Origin of the sequence: Microcystis aeruginosa LEGE 91341, from assembly GCF_015206885.1 — a bacterium.
GTDB lineage: Bacteria > Cyanobacteriota > Cyanobacteriia > Cyanobacteriales > Microcystaceae > Microcystis > Microcystis aeruginosa_H.
Genome location: NZ_JADEXY010000021.1, coordinates 17,628 through 37,981 on the forward strand (window position 1 = coordinate 17,628; position 20,354 = coordinate 37,981).

The 20,354-nt window shown below is 44.6% G+C and carries 16 protein-coding genes and 1 pseudogene; 7 read left to right on the forward strand and 10 right to left on the reverse strand.

The features are described 5' to 3' along the window. Positions 1-311: 311 nt before the first annotated feature. Positions 312-1,094, reverse strand: coding sequence for an MBL fold metallo-hydrolase (locus tag IQ234_RS05325; protein ID WP_193956315.1), 783 nt, complete (start codon positions 1,092-1,094; stop codon positions 312-314). A 504-nt stretch (positions 1,095-1,598) separates the two neighbouring features. Between IQ234_RS05325 and gnd the strand changes: the two genes are divergently transcribed. Then, positions 1,599-3,026 (forward strand): decarboxylating NADP(+)-dependent phosphogluconate dehydrogenase, encoded by a 1,428-nt coding sequence (gnd, locus tag IQ234_RS05330; RefSeq protein WP_193956316.1) that lies wholly within the window; start codon positions 1,599-1,601, stop codon positions 3,024-3,026. 236 nt (positions 3,027-3,262) lie between these two features. Here the strand turns inward: gnd and IQ234_RS05335 are convergent, their stop codons facing one another. Beyond that, positions 3,263-5,341 carry a thioredoxin domain-containing protein gene (locus tag IQ234_RS05335; protein WP_193956317.1) on the reverse strand — a complete coding sequence of 693 codons (2,079 nt, stop codon included), beginning with the start codon at positions 5,339-5,341 and terminating at the stop codon, positions 3,263-3,265. 77 nt (positions 5,342-5,418) lie between these two features. Between IQ234_RS05335 and IQ234_RS05340 the strand changes: the two genes are divergently transcribed. Further along, entirely contained in the window at positions 5,419-6,027 is a 609-nt protein-coding gene (locus tag IQ234_RS05340; RefSeq protein WP_193956318.1) for a chromophore lyase CpcT/CpeT, read from the forward strand. Here IQ234_RS05340 and hemB read toward each other — a convergent pair. From hemB to def, 3 genes are all read right to left on the reverse strand, one after another. After that, positions 6,024-7,004, reverse strand: a complete 981-nt coding sequence (hemB, locus tag IQ234_RS05345) for a porphobilinogen synthase (RefSeq protein ID WP_002733412.1) — start codon at positions 7,002-7,004, stop codon at positions 6,024-6,026. The genes IQ234_RS05340 and hemB overlap by 4 nt on opposite strands. A gap of 116 nt (positions 7,005-7,120) precedes the next feature. Further along, complete coding sequence (gene folE / locus IQ234_RS05350) at positions 7,121-7,777, reverse strand: GTP cyclohydrolase I FolE (protein WP_002758386.1); 657 nt, start codon at positions 7,775-7,777, stop codon at positions 7,121-7,123. Between the two features lie 425 nt (positions 7,778-8,202). After that, positions 8,203-8,781, reverse strand: coding sequence for a peptide deformylase (gene def, locus IQ234_RS05355; protein ID WP_193956319.1), 579 nt, complete (start codon positions 8,779-8,781; stop codon positions 8,203-8,205). 84 nt (positions 8,782-8,865) lie between these two features. Between def and dnaA the strand changes: the two genes are divergently transcribed. After that, positions 8,866-10,200 (forward strand): chromosomal replication initiator protein DnaA, encoded by a 1,335-nt coding sequence (gene dnaA, locus IQ234_RS05360; RefSeq protein ID WP_193956320.1) that lies wholly within the window; start codon positions 8,866-8,868, stop codon positions 10,198-10,200. Between the two features lie 173 nt (positions 10,201-10,373). On the opposite strand, the gene IQ234_RS05365 is transcribed toward dnaA, so the two are convergent. Together IQ234_RS05365 and IQ234_RS05370 are read right to left on the reverse strand one after the other, a co-directional pair. Next, complete coding sequence (locus IQ234_RS05365; RefSeq protein ID WP_193956321.1) at positions 10,374-11,324, reverse strand: heme o synthase; 951 nt, start codon at positions 11,322-11,324, stop codon at positions 10,374-10,376. 13 nt (positions 11,325-11,337) lie between these two features. Beyond that, positions 11,338-12,258: a COX15/CtaA family protein gene (locus IQ234_RS05370; RefSeq protein ID WP_193956322.1), complete on the reverse strand. Its 921-nt coding sequence runs from the start codon at positions 12,256-12,258 to the stop codon at positions 11,338-11,340. A 314-nt stretch (positions 12,259-12,572) separates the two neighbouring features. Here IQ234_RS05370 and IQ234_RS05375 point away from each other — a divergent pair, with 314 nt between their 5' ends. From IQ234_RS05375 to IQ234_RS05385, 3 genes are all read left to right on the forward strand, one after another. Next, positions 12,573-13,538, forward strand: a complete 966-nt coding sequence (locus IQ234_RS05375; protein ID WP_110543284.1) for a cytochrome c oxidase subunit II — start codon at positions 12,573-12,575, stop codon at positions 13,536-13,538. Positions 13,539-13,567: 29 nt separating this feature from the next. Further along, entirely contained in the window at positions 13,568-15,244 is a 1,677-nt protein-coding gene (gene ctaD / locus IQ234_RS05380) for a cytochrome c oxidase subunit I (RefSeq protein ID WP_002748499.1), read from the forward strand. A 187-nt stretch (positions 15,245-15,431) separates the two neighbouring features. Next, entirely contained in the window at positions 15,432-16,055 is a 624-nt protein-coding gene (locus IQ234_RS05385; protein ID WP_002738397.1) for a cytochrome c oxidase subunit 3, read from the forward strand. Between the two features lie 429 nt (positions 16,056-16,484). Here IQ234_RS05385 and IQ234_RS05390 read toward each other — a convergent pair whose 3' ends face one another. Then, positions 16,485-16,847: an acyl carrier protein gene (locus IQ234_RS05390; protein WP_002758399.1), complete on the reverse strand. Its 363-nt coding sequence runs from the start codon at positions 16,845-16,847 to the stop codon at positions 16,485-16,487. Next, positions 16,825-18,624, reverse strand: coding sequence for an acyl-CoA dehydrogenase family protein (locus tag IQ234_RS05395; protein ID WP_193956323.1), 1,800 nt, complete (start codon positions 18,622-18,624; stop codon positions 16,825-16,827). The genes IQ234_RS05390 and IQ234_RS05395 overlap by 23 nt, the downstream gene beginning before the upstream one ends. A gap of 338 nt (positions 18,625-18,962) precedes the next feature. Between IQ234_RS05395 and IQ234_RS05400 the strand changes: the two genes are divergently transcribed. Beyond that, positions 18,963-19,835 (forward strand): FkbM family methyltransferase, encoded by an 873-nt coding sequence (locus IQ234_RS05400; RefSeq protein WP_110577668.1) that lies wholly within the window; start codon positions 18,963-18,965, stop codon positions 19,833-19,835. 410 nt (positions 19,836-20,245) lie between these two features. Here IQ234_RS05400 and IQ234_RS05405 read toward each other — a convergent pair. Further along, positions 20,246-20,354, reverse strand: a pseudogene (locus tag IQ234_RS05405) (IS5/IS1182 family transposase); the annotation flags it as partial.

The window sequence follows — 20,354 nt, forward strand, 5'->3', positions numbered from 1 at the left end:
TTTTTCCTAGGGGTAGGGTGTGGGGTGTGGGGTGTGGGGTTTTACCCATTTTACATCCAATATTCAAGAGAGCCAGTTTTTTCAAACAATTAATGTCATCTGTAGTCAGCAAAGATAAGTAGCTGGTTATAATTAAATTAGAAATGGATTTTAGGTTCGATCCCCCCTGCCCCCCTTGATAAGGGGGGTGCCGATAGGCGGGGGGATCTGAAAGTTTTTAATACCTATCTGCTTATAACAAAAATTCTACTGTTTTAGATAAAAATCGGGAAGAAAGTTTTAACTTTTTTCTATTCTTCCCTTAACTTAGATTAGCTCAAACCCGGAACGCACTCGCCTAATTCCACCGTAAAAGGTTGCCAGGGACGAGGATCAATTACCTTTGTCGGCAAGTCATGGGATGTTAATAATTCTTGAAAAGATTCGGGACTACCCCCAGCACTTAACACCGCCATCAATAATCCTTTAAACTCGATATCACCACCGGCAGCCGTAGAAATAATATATTGAGGCTGCAAGCGTTGACAGACTGCTAAGGCGCTTTCTTGTCCTTTGATTACTGGTCCGAGGAAAGGTATTTTTAAGTCAATCAAAGGAGTGATAATCACGGAGATTTTACCGAGAGAATCGAGGCTAGGAGAATGATAACCGTGGGGTTCGTAGTAGATACTCTGATTTGTCGCTAATTCCTTGATAACATAACCATTTTCCACCAGAGTCGGCCCGACTGGAGAACCGGGGACAGCAGTAATTTTGATCGCATTGTCAAAGATATAACTAGCACCGTGGGTTAAAGGGATGCGATGGGTATAATTGAGCGCTCGAACCACTTTTTCGGCATTTGGAGAGGCTACCACGGGAATTTGGCGATCGAGTACCTGTAAAGTGGGAGGATGAGCGTGATCTTCCAAACCTTGGGAGAGAAGAATCAGATCGATATGTTCGGGAATGGCATGATTAGCGGTTTTTTTACCCTCAAATAGCCAAGTTAAATTACCAAAAGTCAGGGAACCTACCAACCAAGGATCGAGAAGCAGGCGTTTTCCCCCGATTTCGATTAACCAAGAATTACTATCAAGCCAAGTTAACTGCATATAACAAGAATGAGGATTTTCTTAATTTAATTTAACATTACCATTAATTTTTCTGCGCTTGGGGGTTTTTCAGTCATCAGTGAATGCCATTCATAGCAGTTATCTTAATGGTGAGGTAGGAAGTCTCTGGTTTTAGGGAACAGGCAACAGTAGCCAGTCGTTCGGGGATGATACCAAATTAAGTAGCTGGTTATAATTAAATTAAAAATGGATTTTAGGTTCGATCCCCCCTGCCCCCCTTGATAAGGGGGGTGCCGATAGGCGGGGGGATCTGAAAGTTTTTAATACCTATCTACTTAGGTTACACTTCATCTTGAGGAGAAACGCTGTAACACTCCTCACTTAATGCTGGTCACTGAAAACCCAAATCTGATTACTGATTACTGATTACTGATCACTGATCACTGATTGGTCAAGGCTTAAGAAATAGGGAAAGTTTAGCTATCTTAGGGAAAGTAGGCGCTAAAAGGGGAAGAAGAACGCATCAGCTGAGACTGAATTTCTATGACTAAACGTACCTTCGGTGTTATCGGACTAGCTGTCATGGGAGAAAATCTCGCTCTCAATGTGGAGAGTCGGGGTTTTCCCATTGCTGTTTACAATCGCACCGCCAGCAAAACTAAAGAATTTATGGAAACTCGCGCCGTCGGCAAAGATGTCAAGGCGGCCTATAGTTTAGAAGAATTCGTCCAAATTTTAGAGCGTCCCCGCAAAATTCTGGTCATGGTAAAAGCTGGCCCGCCGGTGGATGCCGTGATCGAACAATTAAAACCCCTTCTCGAAGAAGGAGATATGATTATCGATGGCGGTAACTCCCTCTACGAGGACACGGAAAGACGCACCCGCGACCTAGAATCGACCACTAAACTGGGTTTTGTCGGCATGGGAGTCAGTGGTGGCGAAGAAGGCGCTCTGCACGGTCCTTCCCTGATGCCGGGGGGTACAGAGTTCGCCTATCGGGAATTAGAGCCGATTTTAACCAAAATTGCCGCCCAAGTCGATGATGGTCCCTGTGTCACCTATGTGGGATCTGGTGGTGCGGGCCATTATGTGAAAATGGTTCACAATGGCATCGAGTACGGCGATATGCAGTTAATTGCGGAAGCCTACGATGTGCTGAAAAATGGTCTAGGACTAAGTAATCAGCAGTTACAGGAAACTTTCGCCGAGTGGAACCGCACCGATGAGCTTAATTCTTATTTAATTGAAATTACCGCCGATATCTTTAAGTGTGTTGACCCAGAAACCGGTCATCATCTGATAGATTTAATCTTGGATTCGGCGGGACAAAAGGGAACCGGACGCTGGACAGTGTTAAGTTCCTTGGAGTTGGGGGTGCCAATTCCGACCATTTATGCTGCGGTTAATGCTCGCGTGATGTCCGCTTATAAGGATGAACGGGTGGCTGCCGCCAAAGAGTTACCCGGACCTGGGGAAACCTATCTGGGGGATGCGGCACTATTTGTGGATAAGGTGCGTGATGCTCTTTACTGCTCGAAAATGTGTTCCTATGCTCAAGGTATGGCTTTAATCGCTAAAGCTTCTCAGGAGTTTAACTATAATATCAGTCTGCCGGAATCAGCCCGGATTTGGAAGGGCGGCTGTATTATTCGGGCCGGTTTCTTGGATAAAATTCGCAAAGCTTTTGCGGAAAATCCGGGCCTGCCGAATTTGTTGTTAGCGCCGGAATTTAAGCAAAGTATCCTCGATCGCCAAGAGGCATGGCGTGAGGTGTTAGTCTTAGCTAATAAGTTGGGAATTCCTGTCCCGGCTTTTAGTTCTTCTTTGGACTATTTTGATAGTTATCGTCGGGCTAATTTACCGCAAAATCTCACCCAAGCACAACGGGATTATTTTGGCGCTCATACCTATGAACGTACCGATAAACCCAGAGGTGAGTTTTTCCATACGGAATGGATGACTGAATCCTAACACTATCTAATATTTTCTCCCCTTTTTATTTCCAGTAAAAAGGGGAGATTTTTTGGCGATATTAACGCTCAGAAAACGGGTTTCTCGGAGAAACCCGTTTTCTACTCATGCAAAAGGCAAAAAAGGGGAATAAATAATCAGTCTTTAATAACCGGATTTAGTATTAGAAGTTGCCAACGAAAGCCAAAAACCAGATCCTATTTCCTAGGAAAGTGGGGAGCAGAGAGAAAAAAACCTTAACCGAGCAGTATTGACTCCCCTCTCATCACCCCGGCAATTTGTCGGTCTAACTGTTCTAAATTTTCCGCCGGTTCAAGGCAGCATAACCCTTGACAAATTAACCCAAATGTGCTAGTGGGCAAACTGGCATCGACTCGATACACCGCAGTGGGCAAATAGCGACTTAACAGCGGCTCGATCGAGCTTTCCGCGGCACGCAGACAGAAACCGTGACGATAGTGATCGAGGGCAACAAATAAACTGGGGCAAGCGGTGGGGGACTGTTCTAGGATGGTACTAAAAGATTGCAAGGCCTTTTCGGCCCGATCGAGATATTCTAGATTTTCCGTCAATCGCCACAGACGCAATAAATTAGCGATCGCAATTCCGTTAGCCGAAGGGGTGGCATTATCCGTATAACCTCGCTCTCGCACGATCAGATCGAGAATATGATCGGACGCAGTATTAAAATATCCCCCCTCATCCTCGGCCCAAAACCAGCGATCGAATTCCCCCTGTAGATCGATAGCCGCCTCTAACCAGCCAGTTTCTTGGGGTTTAGCGGTTTGCAAGTCCAGCAAAGCCTTAATAAAATAGGCAAAATCCTCCGATTGGGCCAAAACCGAGGCCTGACCCTGATAATTCAAGCGCTGAAAACGGCCATCTAACCACTGATGCTTGAGAATAAACTCGGCCGCGACCGTAGCCATTTGCCAGTACAAAGGTTCGCCAAAGACGGCAAAGGCCCGAGCCAAACCGGAAATCATCAAACTATTCCAAGCGACGATCATTTTCGTATCCGTTACCGCCGGAATCCGTCCCGGCCAAGAGACGGTTTTCGCCTCCTGATTGTCTCTGGCCGGGGGAAAAAGAGCTAATTGAGCTTGAGAACTGCCATAACGCCGAATAAATAACTTATCGAGGATATTTTCTATCTCCTTCGATAATTCTCCCCCTTGCCGACGTTGCAGCACATTACGACCCTCAAAATTCCCCTCGGCAGTGACGGTAAAATTAGCCTGCAGCAGCCCCAATTCCTCGGTCGAGAGATAATCCCTTAACTCCAGATCCGACCAGACATAAAAGGCCCCTTCCTCCGGTTCCCCATCCGTGGCCTTCTCAAAACTATCGGCATCTTGGGCCGCATAAAAATAACCTTCTGGGGCGGTCATTTCCCGTTTTAGCCAGTTAACCGTGCCTTTAATCCCTCTCTCAAAGGCCGCCTCTCGATCACCCGCACTCCACAAATTGGCTAAATATTCGACAATTTGCCCGTTATCGTAGAGCATTTTTTCAAAATGGGGAACTGTCCACGTCGAATCCACCGTATAACGATGGAATCCTCCCCCCACATGGTCATAGATTCCCCCCAGGGACAAATCTTCCCCCCGTTGATAGGCTGCTTGCCGGAGGGAATCGTCAAAATCGTCACCAAAGCGACTACCCTGCAAAGCCAGATGAGAATATGGAATCATCGGAAAACTAGGCCGACCGTAGTTATTGGGATTAACCTGAATCACCGCCGTATTTTTCTCGATTCCTGTGGCTAAAAGGGAAGGAGCGGCTAAATTCGTCTCTGCTTGCGGTAAAATGGCCGATTGACGCAGTGCGCCCAGCATTTCGGCGGTAAATTTGCTTAATTTTTCCTTTTCCTCGTCATAATAGCGACGTACCGATTGCAACACTTGCAGAAAACCGGGCCGGTTAAAGCGCGGTTGCACGGGAAAATAGGTGCCACCATAGAAGGGAATTAAACTATCGGGTGTTAGGAAGACATTCAGGGGCCAACCCCCTTGACCGACCATCATCTGCAATGCTTGCATATAGATGCTATCGATGTCCGGTCTTTCCTCGCGATCAACTTTGATCGGCAAAAAATACTGATTGAGATAATCGGCAATAGCCCGATCGGAAAAAGCTTCTCCTTCCATAACCGTACACCAATGACAGCTAGAATAACCGATCGAGAGAAAGATCGGTTTATCTTCTCTCCTGGCAATTTCTAGGGCGCTGTCACACCAATACCACCAATCGATCGGGTTTTCGGCGTGTTTTCGCAGGTAAAGACTTTCAGATTTAGCCAGATGATTAGCCATGGGAAAAGGGGTATTTTTGCTCTTGCTGCTTATCAGTTTAAGCTAATTAGAGACTAACTGGAATCAAGCCTCTGCTCATGCTGAAAACTTCGATCGCCCTAGGATTTTTTCTCACTCAATCTTTGCCCCTTAATCCGCAAGTGCAGGGGGTGGCTAATCATTTAATTGGGGTTATGGATACGACGCAACAAGCGCAGACTAACCCCCGCGTTGCTAAAGTGCAAATGACTACCTGTGCGGTGGATTTTTCCCCGAAACAGGATAGTATTTATCTTTATCAGGAACAGGCAATTATCGATCGCTTAAATCAACCCTATCGTCAAAGAATTTTAGTCATTCAACCTAGCCCCGATAATTCCACTGTGGAATCAAAAGCTTATAAGTTAAATAATGCCCCTAACTTTATTAATTTTTGTAACAAAGACTTGACAGAAAGAAGATTAAATGTGTCAGATTTGGCTGAGTCGGTGTGTACTGTATTTTTAAAACCGATAGCGGGGGGGTATCGGGGAGAAACTCCCCCCCAGGGTTGTCCGACTAATGCCAGAGGTGCGGTGAAAATAACTAATACAATTATTCTACATTCCCAGGGCATGGATACCAGCGATCGAGGTTATGATAGTCTTGGGCAGCAGGTATGGGGAGCGCAGGATAATTTCTATCAATTTCGCTGGCAAAAACCCTAAAATCGGCTTTCCTGTTTCATTAATGCCACATCGGCAGCAAAATAGGTCAAAATCAAATCGGCCCCCGCTCGTTTCATACTGATTAAAGTTTCCAAAATCAGGCTTTTTTCGTCAATCCAGCCCTGTTTTGCCGCCGCTTTAATCATTGCGTATTCACCACTGACGTTGTAAGCGGCGACGGGAAGATGGCTACTATCGCGCAGACGACGGATAATATCGAGGTAGGCCAGAGCGGGCTTAACCATAATAATATCTGCCCCTTCTGTTATGTCTAAACTGGCTTCCCGTAAGGCTTCCCGACTATTAGCCCCATCCATTTGATAGGTTTTCTTATCACCAAATTTTGGCGCTGATTCTAAGGCATCTCGGAAGGGACCATAATAAGCAGAGGCATATTTAGCCGTATAAGCGAGAATTCCCACATCCAGATACCCAGCCGCATCTAAAGCTCGACGGATCGCCCCAACCCTACCATCCATCATATCGGAAGGAGCGACGAAATTAGCCCCGGCTGCCGCTTGCGAGAGCGACATTTTCACTAAAACTTCTAGGGTTTCATCATTGAGAATTTTACCGTCCTCGACAATACCATCATGACCATAAATCGAAAAAGGATCGAGGGCAACATCGGTGATAATAATTATTTCAGGGACTTCTTTTTTGATCGCTTTCACCGCCCTTGGCACTAAGCCATCGGGATTATAACTTTCTCTACCGAAATTATCTTTTTTATCTTCGGCAATCAAGGGGAAAAGAGCGATGGCATTAATGCCTAAGTTATAGGCATTAACTACTTCTTTGAGCAATAAATCGAGGGAATAACGATAACAATCGGGCATAGAAGGAATAGCAACCTTTTGATTTTCTCCTTCCATGATAAAGAGGGGATAAATCAAGTCATTAACGGTTAATTCGGTTTCACGAACAAGACGGCGAATCGCTGGAGTGTAACGAAGACGACGGGGACGAATCAGCATGATAACAGCGCGTCAAAAATAAAAAGTAAACAGTAAATAGCTGGTTTTGCTCTAGTTTTTTACCTAGGCAAAAACCGGGGATAGGACGATCAAATAATCCTGATCCCCCTGACTAATTAGTGAAAATCGGGACTATGACGAATCAAACTCATAAACTCTTGACGAGTCTTAGCAGAATCGGCAAAAATACCGCGCACGGCACTCGTAGAAGTCCAAGAACCGGGTTTTTCAACCCCGCGCATTACCATACACATATGAGTCGCTTCAATCACCACAGCTACCCCTTGAGGTTGTAGTAATCCTTGCAAAGCATCGGCAATTTGTGCGGTTAAACGTTCCTGCACTTGCAGTCGTCTGGCGTACATTTCACAGATGCGGGCAATCTTCGATAAACCGATCACTTTCCCGTTGGGAATATAGGCAACATGAGCGCGGCCGATAATCGGTAAAATATGGTGTTCACAGGAGCTAAACATATCGATGTCTCGGATTAAAACCATCTCGTTAGCATTCTCATGAAAAACTGCCCCATTCAGCAATTCATCGAGGGATTGCTGATAACCAGAAGTGAGAAATTTTAGGGCTTTTACTACTCGTTTAGGAGTGTCTCGTAAACCTTCGCGATCGGGATCTTCTCCTAATCCTAACAGCAGTGTTCGTACCGCTTGCATCATCTCGGCTTCCGATACCGGCGATTTAGGTTCGGTAATCACTTCGGGAAAGTGATTGTAGTCATCATTGTCGAAAATTGCTTTGGACTTAGCTAAGGTCATAGATATTTTTATGGACTCCAATAGTTAATTGATCGGCAAAGTTTTCTGATTTTACCAATGTCAATAAATACCCCTTGCTAGAGTATTTATTTTTCTGGGCATCTAGACGATAACTAATGAAAGCTATCGGGTTATTCCCTCGTCTCTGGGGTTATCTCCGGTGCAGAAATCTGGAAAAATTGATTTTCCTAGTCACCGAAAAAGTCTTGAGTATCTCCCTCGTTAATTGAGGGCAGAGTTCCAATCCAGAATTAGTTTATTTTGTCAAGTAGTTCGTTTGTTCACAAAGGTAGCTTGTCTGGAATGATAATCGTTATCATTTTAACAAAAAAATTAGATTTACCAACAAAAACTTTGTCGTCAGATAAATCTAGTCCTGTTAAGCTGTTTAAACTATTTTGAAGAGATAGGCATATTTTGCGATTTTATCGCTTATATTCAGCAATATTACTGATTTTTTGGTATTCTTCCTCCGAGTATAAATCCGCCGGAGAAGCAAGGCGATCGAGAAAGAGGATTCCCTCCAGGTGATCGTATTCGTGTTGAAAGATACGCGCGACAAAATCGCTGAAAACTTGATGGATTTCGCGACCATTGCGATCATAATAGGCCACCTCAATCCACTGATGACGGGGGACAAAACCGCGCCAATTGGGGACACTGAGACAACCTTCCCAACCCTTGACCATTTCCTCGCTCACCTGCAAAATACGCGGATTAATCATGGCAGTGGGTGACATGATCGGAGCGTCGGGATAACGAGGATTGGGGTGGGAAGCAACGATAAACAGACGCAGAGACTGAGCAACTTGGGGCGCGGCGATTCCCACCCCGTGGGCAGCTTGTACGGTGGTAATCAGGGAATCGATCAAATTTTGACAGTCAGAATCGAGAAAATTATCGATCGCTGGTGCTTTTTGCTGTAGAATTGGGTTTCCTAATTGGGTGATTGTTAAAACTTGTGTCATCTGTATAAGGATTAATTGTTTCCCTCTGAAAATCATTTTATCTTGAGCGGCAAAATCTCGCTAAACTGATAAGGTTTCCCCGCAGCAGCACTAGAGCAACTTTGTTAATCAAAATTAACCGTGGATAGCAGCGCCCAACAACTTTGGCATAATCTCCTAGAGCGTCTAAAATTACTATTAACCCGTCCCGCTTTTGAGACTTGGTTTCAAACGGCGACGGTTAAAGAATGGCAAAACGACCGCTTAGTAATTCAGGCTGCCAATCCTTTTATTCTTAACCATCTTCAGAAAAATTATCTGTCAACAATTGCCGAAGTAGTGGAGGATATCGTCGGTTATCCCGTCGAGATTCAACTAACGGCACAACAGGGCGATTTGATCGCTATTTTCCAGCCCAACACTAGCTTAGAATCAGAATTATCCCCCACCAATCAACTTAACCCTAAATATAATTTTTCCCGTTTTGTTGTCGGGCCAACTAATCGCATGGCCCACGCAGCTGCTTTAGCGGTGGCGGAATTACCCGGACGCGAATTTAACCCGCTTTTTCTCTGTGGTGGGGTGGGATTAGGTAAAACCCATTTGATGCAAGCGATCGGTCATTATCGTCTAGAATTATATCCTCAATCTAGGGTTTTTTATGTATCGACGGAACAATTTACTAATGATTTAATCACCGCTATCCGTCAAGATAGTATGGAAAGTTTTCGTAATCATTATCGCCATGCTGACATATTATTAGTGGATGATCTGCAATTTATTGAAGGAAAAGAATACACTCAAGAAGAATTTTTTCATACCTTTAATACCCTGCACGAAGCGGGAAAACAGGTGGTTTTAGCTTCCGATCGCCTCCCCAAACAGATTCCCAGTTTACAGGATCGTTTAATTTCTCGCTTTTCTATGGGATTAGTCGCCGATATCCAAGCACCAGATATCGAGACTCGTATGGCAATTTTACAAAAAAAGGCCGAGTACGAAAATCTGCGTCTCCCACGAGAAGTTATCGAATATATTGCCGTTAATTATACTTCTAATATTCGCGAATTAGAGGGCGCATTAATCCGAGCTACTACTTATATTTCTATCTCTGGATTGCCGATGACGGTAGAAAATATCGCCCCGGTTTTAAATCCACCAATGGCCAAAATTTCCACTTCTCCTGAGATTATTATGGCGGTAGTAGCGGAAAAATTTCAACTCTCGATCGCTGATCTAAAGGGAAATTCCCGCCGACGAGAAATTAGTTTTGCTCGACAGATTGGGATGTATTTGATGCGTCAACACACGGATTTAAGTTTACCGCGCATTGGCGAAGAATTTGGCGGCAAAGATCACACCACCGTTATTTATAGCTGTGATAAAATCAATCTTTCCCAACATCAAGATCGACAATTACAAGAAATATTAGCCCAACTAATCGAGCGAATTAACTCCCTCAGTCGCCATCAGTAGTCGGGGGAAATTATGAATTATGAATTATGAATTGGGAATTGGGGAGATGGGAGAATTATGAATTGGGAATTGGGGAGCAGGCAGTAGGGAGTATTTTCAGCTAAGAGTGAACAGTAATCAGTGAACTGAAAACTCACATCTGATAACTGATAACTGATAACTGATAACTGAGATTAACTACAGGGGAATAAACTGGCAATTGTAGCGAGGAGACGAGAGGTCATGGGTAAACTATCGATCACCATAGCTGTACATAATAACATCATGTAAAGAATGGAATATTTAAACAGCGATCGAGCGATGTCCCGATCAAAAGGATTCTGTTTTAATTGCCAAGCTTTTTTCAGGAAAACAAACCCTAAAAATAAAGCCGCTACACCATAAACCACACCACAGGCAGCCAAGGGATAAATCAGGAGGAAAGTGAAAGGAACGACGATTAAAGTATAGAGCCAAATCTGTTCGCTAGTGGCTTCTTCCCCTTTAACTACGGGCATCATCGGGATATCTACTTCTGCATAATCATCCTTGATCATTAAAGCTAAAGCCCAAAAATGGGGAGGAGTCCAAAGGAAAATAATTGCGAATAAAATCCAGGGAATCCAACCGAGATCGCCCGTTACTGCCGCCCAACCGACGAGAGGAGGAATCGAGCCGGCTGCGCCGCCGATAACAATATTTTGGACACTATGACGCTTGAGCAGATGGGTATAAATCAGCATATAAAATGCGATACCGGTCATTGCTAAAAATCCGCTCAAAGTATTGACAAAAAAGACAAAAAGTGCTAGGGAAAGGGAAGCTAAAACGAGGGCAAAAATGAGGGCGTGGAGGGGTTGCACGCGGCCGGAGGGAATAGGACGGGCGCGGGTGCGAAGCATGGTGTGATCGATGTCGCGATCATAGATGCAGTTTAAGGTTTGAGCGGCGGCGGCGGCGAGAGTGCCACCGAGGAGGGTAAGAAAGAGTAAGAGAGGGGAAACCTGACCTTTAGAGGCGATTTCCATAGAAGCGGCTGTAGTAATCAGCAGTAGAGGAATAATTCGCGGTTTGGTGAGTTGATAATAACTTTTAGCGACTTGTAAAAAATTATCGTGGTGGCGAAGGGCTTGAGTTCCAGTCATCGTGATTAAATCCTTAGAGATGGCTTATAGGCGCGAAAGAATGATCGCGAAGGGCAAAAGTGGTAAAAGCGACGAGGGTTCCCACCAATAGCGCACCGATGCTGTGGTGGGTAATGGTTAAGGGTTCCACCTGGAGATGTAGTTTCAGGGTGGCAACGCCTAAAAACACCTGTAGGGCGACTAATCCCCCGGCGCTAAAAGCTAGTTTTTTGAGGAGAGGATGGATAGCGGCAGCTCGCCAAGCGAAGAAAACTAGGGTTAAAACCGAGATAGTGGCGGGAAAAACCCCGATAATGTGGCTATTCATCACCGTGCAGAGTTGGGAAACCGTTAAACACTGATGGGCTGCCCAACGGGAACCGACGAGACCGCCGAGGAGACATTGCAGATAAACTAGACCGGTGGCAACCATTCCCATCCCGGTTAGTTTCCCGACTGTACCTGTGCCACGGTAGGGAGTCAGACCGATAGCAATGACGATTAAGGTGGAGAAAAAGAGCAAAGCTGTGGCTAAATGGGCGGTTACGATGTCAAATCGCAGTAATTGGGTGACGGTTAATCCTCCCAGGACTCCTTGCAGGAGAATTAGAGCTAAAGCGACGATCGCAGAGGGCAACAGCCAAGTAGGAAGATGGCGACGATACCACCAAGACAGACCGACGAGAGCGATCGTACTAAACCCGATCAAAGAGGCATCGAGACGATGAAACCACTCCAGAAATACCTGTAGATTCATCTGCTGACTGGGAATCCATTGACCGTAACAGAGGGGCCAATCGGGACAAGCTAAACCGGCGTTCATAACTCTGGTGGCAGCGCCCACCACCATGAGGGCGAAAGTGGCGATCGCAATTTTCCAGACTAAGCGGCGCATCCACACCTGAATATTGCCGGTTTCTCTTCGGGGTGTCGGGTTAAAAACAGATTCGGTCATCGGTTTGCCTGTTCTCAAGGAGTCTGTCATCAAAGATCCTGGCTTTGTTTACCAGTTAGTTATCACTGTGAATGAGTTTTTTTACGACTGGTAAAACCTTTTAGATATTCTTTAGATTTCTGGCCATTTCCGTTACATTTGTTTACATAAACTCAGAATAAAACATAAAAATTAGTTATTTTAAATACTTTCCCTGAAAACGATCCCAAAGAAAAGATAAAATTCTCAGAAGATGCTGGTTAAATTTCCCATCTATAGGGGAATCATGTTTTAGCCTTGAATAAGTAGCCACTATTAAAAATATTGAAAAGACCGTGAAAATTCCCAGCAGTATCCTGACGCTCGTACTCGGGATCACCTTAACCTTAATTAGTCTCTGGTATGGCCAAAATCATGGCTTAATGCCTGTGGCCGCTTCGGAAGATGCTCAGGAGATAGATAATATCTTTAATCTGATGATGACCATCGCCACGGGACTATTTTTAATAGTTGAAGGCGTGATTATCTATATAGTGATTCGCTTTCGCCGTAAACCGGGGGATCAAACCGACGGGCCGGCAGTGGAGGGCAATGTCCCCCTAGAAATCTTCTGGACAGCCATCCCGACGGTAATCGTTTTTATTCTTGCCGTCTATAGCTTCGAGATTTATAACAATATCGGCGGTCTCGATCCCTTGATTTCCAAGGGTGGCAAAGGAGAAATCGCCCACCACGGTCATCACCACGGCACAATGATGGCCATGGGCGGCGATCGCAGAGTAGCACTAGGTATCGGCAATTCCTACGATGGTGAAGGAGTTCCCCCCCTAGTGGTCAATGTTAAAGGTATTCAATACGCTTGGATTTTCACCTATCCCGAAACCGGCATTGTTTCCGGAGAACTGCACGCTCCCGTCAATCGTCCCGTGCAACTGAATATGGAAGCAGGGGATGTGATCCATGCTTTCTGGGTTCCCCAATTGCGTCTAAAACAGGACGTTATCCCCGGACAGGAAACGGTGTTATCGTTCACATCTAACCAAATTGGTCAATATCCGATCATTTGTGCGGAACTTTGCGGGGCCTATCACGGCGGCATGAAATCTAGCTTTGTGGTTCACTCCCAAGGGGATTACGACCAATGGGTGCAGGATAACACGATCGCCGAAGTTGACAGCGATCGAACCGTAGCTATGACCACTAAAGATCGCTCTGATAGTCAATATTTGACCCCCTACACCGAAGAAATGGGCATAAACGGTGAAATCCTCGCCCAAGTTGCCCATCAGCAGCAAATGTAATTTTTCTTGTCATCTAAAATCTTGGCCTTATGACAGCATCAACGGAAATAACCACTCCAGCAACCGTTCCCGAGGTGATCCACCACCGCAAGTGGACGGATTACTTTACTTTCTGCACCGATCACAAAGTCATCGGGATTCAATATCTGGTGACTGCCTTTCTTTTCTTCTTTATTGGCGGTGCTTTTGCGGAAGTGCTGCGGACGGAATTAGCCACTCCTGACCCCGATTTTGTCTCCCCAGAACTATATAACCAATTCATGACCATGCACGGAACGATCATGATCTTTCTTTGGATCGTTCCGGTTGGGGCAGGTTTTGCCAATTATCTCATTCCCCTGATGATTGGGGCGGAAGATATGGCTTTTCCTCGTCTTAACGCTGTGGCTTTCTGGCTTAACCCCCCCGGCGGGCTGCTATTGTTATCCAGTTTTTTTGTCGGCGCACCCCAGTCTGGTTGGACTTCCTACCCACCTTTAAGCTTAATTAGCGGCAAATGGGGGGAAGAATTGTGGATTTTGAGCCTTTTATTAATCGGGACTTCTTCGATTTTAGGCTCGATTAATTTCATCACCACGATCCTGAAAATGCGGATTCCTGAGATGGATTTGTACAGTATGCCGCTATTTTGTTGGGCAATGCTGGCCACCTCGACTCTGGTACTGCTTTCCACCCCCGTTCTCGCTTCTGCTCTCGTTCTCTTGTCCTTTGATTTAATCGCCGGCACGAGCTTTTTTAATCCTGCCGGCGGCGGCGATCCGGTGGTTTATCAGCATATGTTCTGGTTTTACTCCCATCCTGCCGTTTATATCATGATTTTGCCCTTTTTCGGCACGATATCGGAGATATTACCAGTTCACGCGCGTAAACCGATTTTTGGTTATCGAGCGATCGCCTATTCCAGTCTCACCATCTGTTTCTTGGGTTTAATCGTCTGGGCCCACCATATGTTCACCAGCGGTACCCCCGGTTGGTTACGGATGTTTTTCATGGCGGCAACTATGTTAATAGCCGTTCCCACGGGCATTAAAATCTTTAGTTGGTGTGCCACCCTTTGGGGGGGTAAACTTAGTCTCAATACGTCTTTATTATTTGGGATCGGTTTCCTGTCTTCCTTCCTCATCGGTGGTTTGACTGGGATTATGTTGGCTTCTGTTCCCTTCGATATCCACGTCCACGATACTTATTTTGTCGTCGGTCACTTCCATTATGTACTATTTGGTGGTACGGCAATGGCCTTATTTTCTGCCGTTTACCATTGGTTCCCGAAAATGACCGGACGGATGTATAACGAGACTCTCGGTCGTATCCACTTTGTTCTCAGTTTTATCGGTTTGAATTTAACTTTCATGCCGATGCACGAATTGGGATTATTGGGTATGAACCGTCGTATTGCTTTGTATGATGTGCAGTTTCAGGATTTAAATGTTCTTAGTACCGCAGGAGCTTATATTCTCGGTATATCGAGTATTCCCTTCGCTATTAATATGGTCTGGAGTGCCTTTAAAGGTCAACCCGCCGGTCGTAATCCTTGGCGCGCTTTAACCCTAGAATGGCAAACCTCCTCTCCCCCAATTATCGAGAATTTCGAGGAAATGCCGATTCTTTGGTCTGGCCCCTACGATTACGGTATTGATATGGAAGAATCGGAAGCAGAGGAATCAGTACAGGATCTCCTCGCTGAAGTGGGCGCTGAATCGCAATAATCAGTTATCAGTTATCAGTTATCAGATGTGAGTTTTCAGATGTGAGTTTTCAGTTCACTGATTACTGTTTACTGTTTACTGGACGGCTACGCCGTGCCTTTGGCAACACTGAAAAAAAGCTTCCCACTTCTCACTGATCACTGAAAAAAAGCTTCCCGTCTCCCGTGTAAACTAAGGACATTCAATCATGCAAGGTTCAACGCTCGAAGATTCTCAACTCTCTGTCAATTATCATCAGGAAACGGTGGAACACGGACATCATGGCCACCCGGATCATCGCTTATTCGGTGTGGTTTTGTTTCTAGTGGCGGAAAGTTCCATCTTTTTAGGTTTATTTGCCGCTTTCTTGTTCTACCGTACCATGTTACCCGTTTGGCCCCCCGCCGGCACGCCAGAATTAGAGTTAACCCTACCGACAATTAACACAATTATTCTGGTGTCCAGTAGTTTTGTTATGCACATAGGACAAAAGGCGATTAAACAAAATAATAACGCCGGTTTACAATTGTGGTTCGGTATTACTGCCCTGATGGGCATTATCTTCCTTTGTGGTCAAGGATACGAATATTATCACGCTGAATTCGGTCTGACAACTAATGTTTTCACCAGCGCTTTTTATGCCTTAACCGGATTCCACGGTCTCCACGTTACTTTTGGTTTAGTGCTGATTCTATCTGTCCTCTGGCGTTCTCGTCAAAAAGACCACTATTCTAGTCAATCTCATTTTGGTGTGGAAGCAGCAGAATTATACTGGCATTTCGTCGATGTGGTCTGGATTATCCTGTTTTTACTGGTGTATATCTTGAGATAATTTTTGTTATTTAGTGGGAGAAAAGGGCGCTCAATTGAGCGCCCTTTTTTGTATATTTCAATTTATAGCAAAAAATGGGTTATTTAGGACGCTTTCAATTTTCAAACTCTTATCGGTCAAGGGTTTCAGCGATTGATTGTCCTAACCACCCCGATCTTTGCTATATAAGTAGTCGTACAAAATAAATTTCCTAGTGCTGAGAGGGAACTCCGGAACTGCGGAACGGGCAACAGAAAAGAAATACAGCGATTGTTGCTTTACGCAGAAATGGGTAATTAATTTTGTTTAGGTACTTAGCAATTCCTATACTGGTGAGTAGAGAATAGAGCCAATTGATAACTAATATAGGTGGGTTACGGCGAATACTAGATAATTTTCCCTAGCATAAATTGTCGTCGCCTAACCCACCCTACACCTGATAACTGATAATTAACGACGACCGAATAAACTCCAACCTTTGCCACCACTAACGGCAGGTTCAGCTTTTTCAGCGACGGGGGCAACTTCTGCGGGGGTTTCCTCACCGGAAAGATTAGAAAGATCGTAGTTTTCTACTAGGAAAAGAGACGCTTTTTCAATAGTAGAATGATCCCAGAAAAGGGTAGAAGGTAACTCTTGACCTACCCAATCTTCTAGATCACCCACCATCGTTACTGCATCGATCGAATCTAAACCATAACGGGTTAAAGGTTCAGTTACATTAATCGTTTTTGCATCTAAAGATAACTGATCGGCTAACTGTTTAACTAACCAATTTTGTACCAGATTATTAAGATTGGAACTGGAGTTCATGGGTTTTTTCCTCGGTAGTTTGTGAATGGGCTAATTGAAAAGGGGCGATCGAAAAATGTTGATTTTCTCGATATAATTTCAGCAATTCCTGGGCAACATTTTCTACATACACCTCAGACAGAGTGTAAGGCAGCGGCCGGAGAGTTCGCAGTAATCGGTGTAAACTCAACACCAACCATTCCCCCCGGGCAAAAAATTCACCCAAGATGGAACGATTATAAAGCCAAGTGTGTAAACAAGCAGAAGCGGCGTGTAAAGTACAGTATTTCTTGGCAATCTCGAACAATTCGGGTGATTGGTCGTGACCATACTCGAATTTCGATTGACTAATCTGTTCATCGTGAGCATTTAGTTCCTCTAAAACTAAATTACCCAACATCAACAGATTTTCTAATACCTCTGGGTCGATTTCATCAGAATTTTTCAATCCTTCCAGCATATCAAGGGCAATCTCTAAACCCTGTAGGGAATCATCTATTCCCCGGCCAAATAATTCTAAATTATTAGGTTCAAAGGGAGGAACTGACTTTTCTAGGCTAAAAATCGCCTCTAACCGGCTTTTTAACGCCGACATGGTGCGCGAGTTGCGTTTAGCCCGATATTTGGTTAAAGGACGCAATTGTAGGATTAAAGCATGAAGATTGACGATCGAACTGCCGTCAAACATACTGATAATCGAATTATCCCGCAGTAGCTTCTGGAAGATGCCGAATTCGTGTTCTTCTCGCATATAAAAACGCGATCCCAAGACCACATAAACACTATTAACCATCTCCTCCAGACGGACGGTAACAAAATATTTTACCACCGAAGCCCAGACGCTAAACTGTTCGGGGATAATATGAAAACCTCTCGCAGCCGGAATCGTCTCGCAATCGCAAATGAGGATGTCAAGGAAAGCATCCACGAGAGTGCGCCGGGGTTGGGGCAAATCCATCACAGTTTTGTTATAAATTACCCGATTAACGGCAAAACCGAGGGTAGTTCTTAAAGCGGTATCGGCTGCCCCGTGGGAAAAAGCCGCGCACAACATTCGGGTAATCTGGAAACCTTTCAGGGCTAATTCTAAACCGTCTCCCTCCTCGCGTAAACGCATGGAATCGGGGACGAAACAATCCTTAAAACCAATGCCACTCATATCCGAGGCCCGCACGCCATGGGTGTATATTTTCGGCAAATTATAGTATTTTTCGGGGTCTAATTGCCGTTTATCCACCATAAATAGGGTTAAACACTTCGGCCCGCCGTTAGCATCGGTTTTCGCCAAAATAAAGGAAATTCCAGAGATAGTCGCCCGGTTAATCGGCCATTTCTCACCATTGAGAATATAACCTCCTTCCACCTTCGTCGCGGTTAGATCACCATTGATCAGATCGCTGCCGTGTTCCTTTTCCGAGTAACCCAGACACATCGCCCCATAGTCATCCATAATAAAACGGGCGAGCTTCTGTTTCTGTTCTGGGGTTCCCGCCATCCAGTTTAAAAACGACCAGAATAGGGTAGTAAAAGCGATACCGATAGTTTGATCCCGTCGAGACAGTACCCGCACAAAAGCGACAAATTCCTCAAAAGAGGTGAACTCACCGCCGCAATCGGTGGGAATGTAGTAGTGTTGGAGTTTCCAGTCGTATAACCAGCGAATTTCCTCGTGGGGAAATTCTTCGCTCTCGTCAATTTCGATCACCCGCTTGTAGGATAGAGGGTTATCGGGATTGAGAGGATCGCCTAAGTCTTTTTCCAGTGCTTCAGCAGTCCAGTATTGCTTAAGCTTTTTCATAGTGCCTCTAGGACAGATACAATGTGTTTTTCGTCAATGCCTTCGGTTAGAAGACCCGACCATTCACAAAAATTAATGACCATTCTAGACTTTTGGCCGTACAATGGCAACAATTCTTAATTTCCCCCTTACCTTAAATGTGCTAGAAACCCCTTGGGTGGGGTGCTAGACTACCCTCTGCGGTAATTATGCCCAAATTGAGGTGATGAAACCGCCTTAGTTAAGGGGGTGTGAGACCGATGGGGATTGGGATAGTAGGATAGAGGAGGTTGCTAGACTGCGGGGAGGGGTATGATTAATATTTAGATGCCTCCACGGCTAACTTGAAGTGAGAGTATATGTTTAAAGAAACTACTTATTTGCATAAGTTCAGTTATTTTCTTGGATTGGTTCGAGAGATTGGTGGCTGGGATTTCCTATACCGCTATGTAGTACGAGCATTTTATAAAATAACCAAGCTCAACCAGAAAATGGTTCTATTTAATAATGTAGAAATGACTCTGCCCTATGATAGTCGATTCGGAACGGAAATTTTTCTCAAGGGAAGCAAGTTAGATTGGGGATCTGAAATTATCCTTCATCGGTTCTTAGATATTAATAAAGACTTTATTGATGTTGGGGCTAATATTGGTTATTACAGTTTACTGGCTGCTCCTTCATCTAATCAGGTTTATGCCTTTGAACCCGATCCGAGAATGGTTGAACACTTAAAGAGAAATCTTTCCCAGTTTCAAAATTGTCATATTCTAGAAGAAGCACTTTTTTCTGAGCCTGGCACTATGGATCTTAATTTGAACTCAATGCCTGAACTAAATTCGCTGGTTAGGCATAGTCCCCAAGAGAACAAGGTGACAGTCAAGGTAAATACTTTAGACAAATTGATGTCTGATTATCCGTTACTGAGTGTTTCCTGTATCAAAACAGATGCTGAGGGAGCAGATTTCGATATACTAATGGGTGGCAAAAATCTTCTGATTCGAGATCAACCTTTGGTCTTGTCCGAAATTTATCCAACAACCAAGCTCCTTGAATTTATTAAATCTATTGAATTTACCTGTTTTGCTTTCGTTAAATCTAAAGACGAGGATGGAGATAATTCGCGACCAAAATTCATGAAGATTGAAACAAAACCGACAAACTCTCGTGTTAAAATGGTTTTCTTGGTTCCTAATAGGCTCTTGTCAAGGTTTGAAGAGCTAAAAGATGTCTAACACTTCGCCACCGCAGACGAAACAGAGCTTATTTCTAGGATAGCGATTGTCATAGCTGTAGGGTGCGTTCCTTGATGTGGCTCCTACTGCTGGACCGATAGATTTTGGGGAATGCACCATGCTCATTAAACATCTCCAAAAATTATAACCCGATCACAGCCTGCTTTGGGTGTATATACTAACTAAATAGTTCGATAGCTCAAATGTATATCTATCGTTGCTAATTTAATCTCACTGAAAACATATCAGGGCTCTTCTCGACTTTGTTTGATAATTTTTGCTTATGGAATCTTGAAATGCTTATCGGCAAGACATTTAGGGCTATTTTAACGTTCGACGATGACTTCGGACGTTCGGCGAGGCTCAGTCGAGCCACGGAAGAAACTATCAGTAGACCTCCTGCAAAAGTCTTATTCAGCTACTTGATGATAGCCTAAAGCAAGTTCATAGTTGTAAATGCCAGCGATTAAATTAAATCTCAGACCAAAACGCCGTCTCCGATTCCTATATCTTGATGAT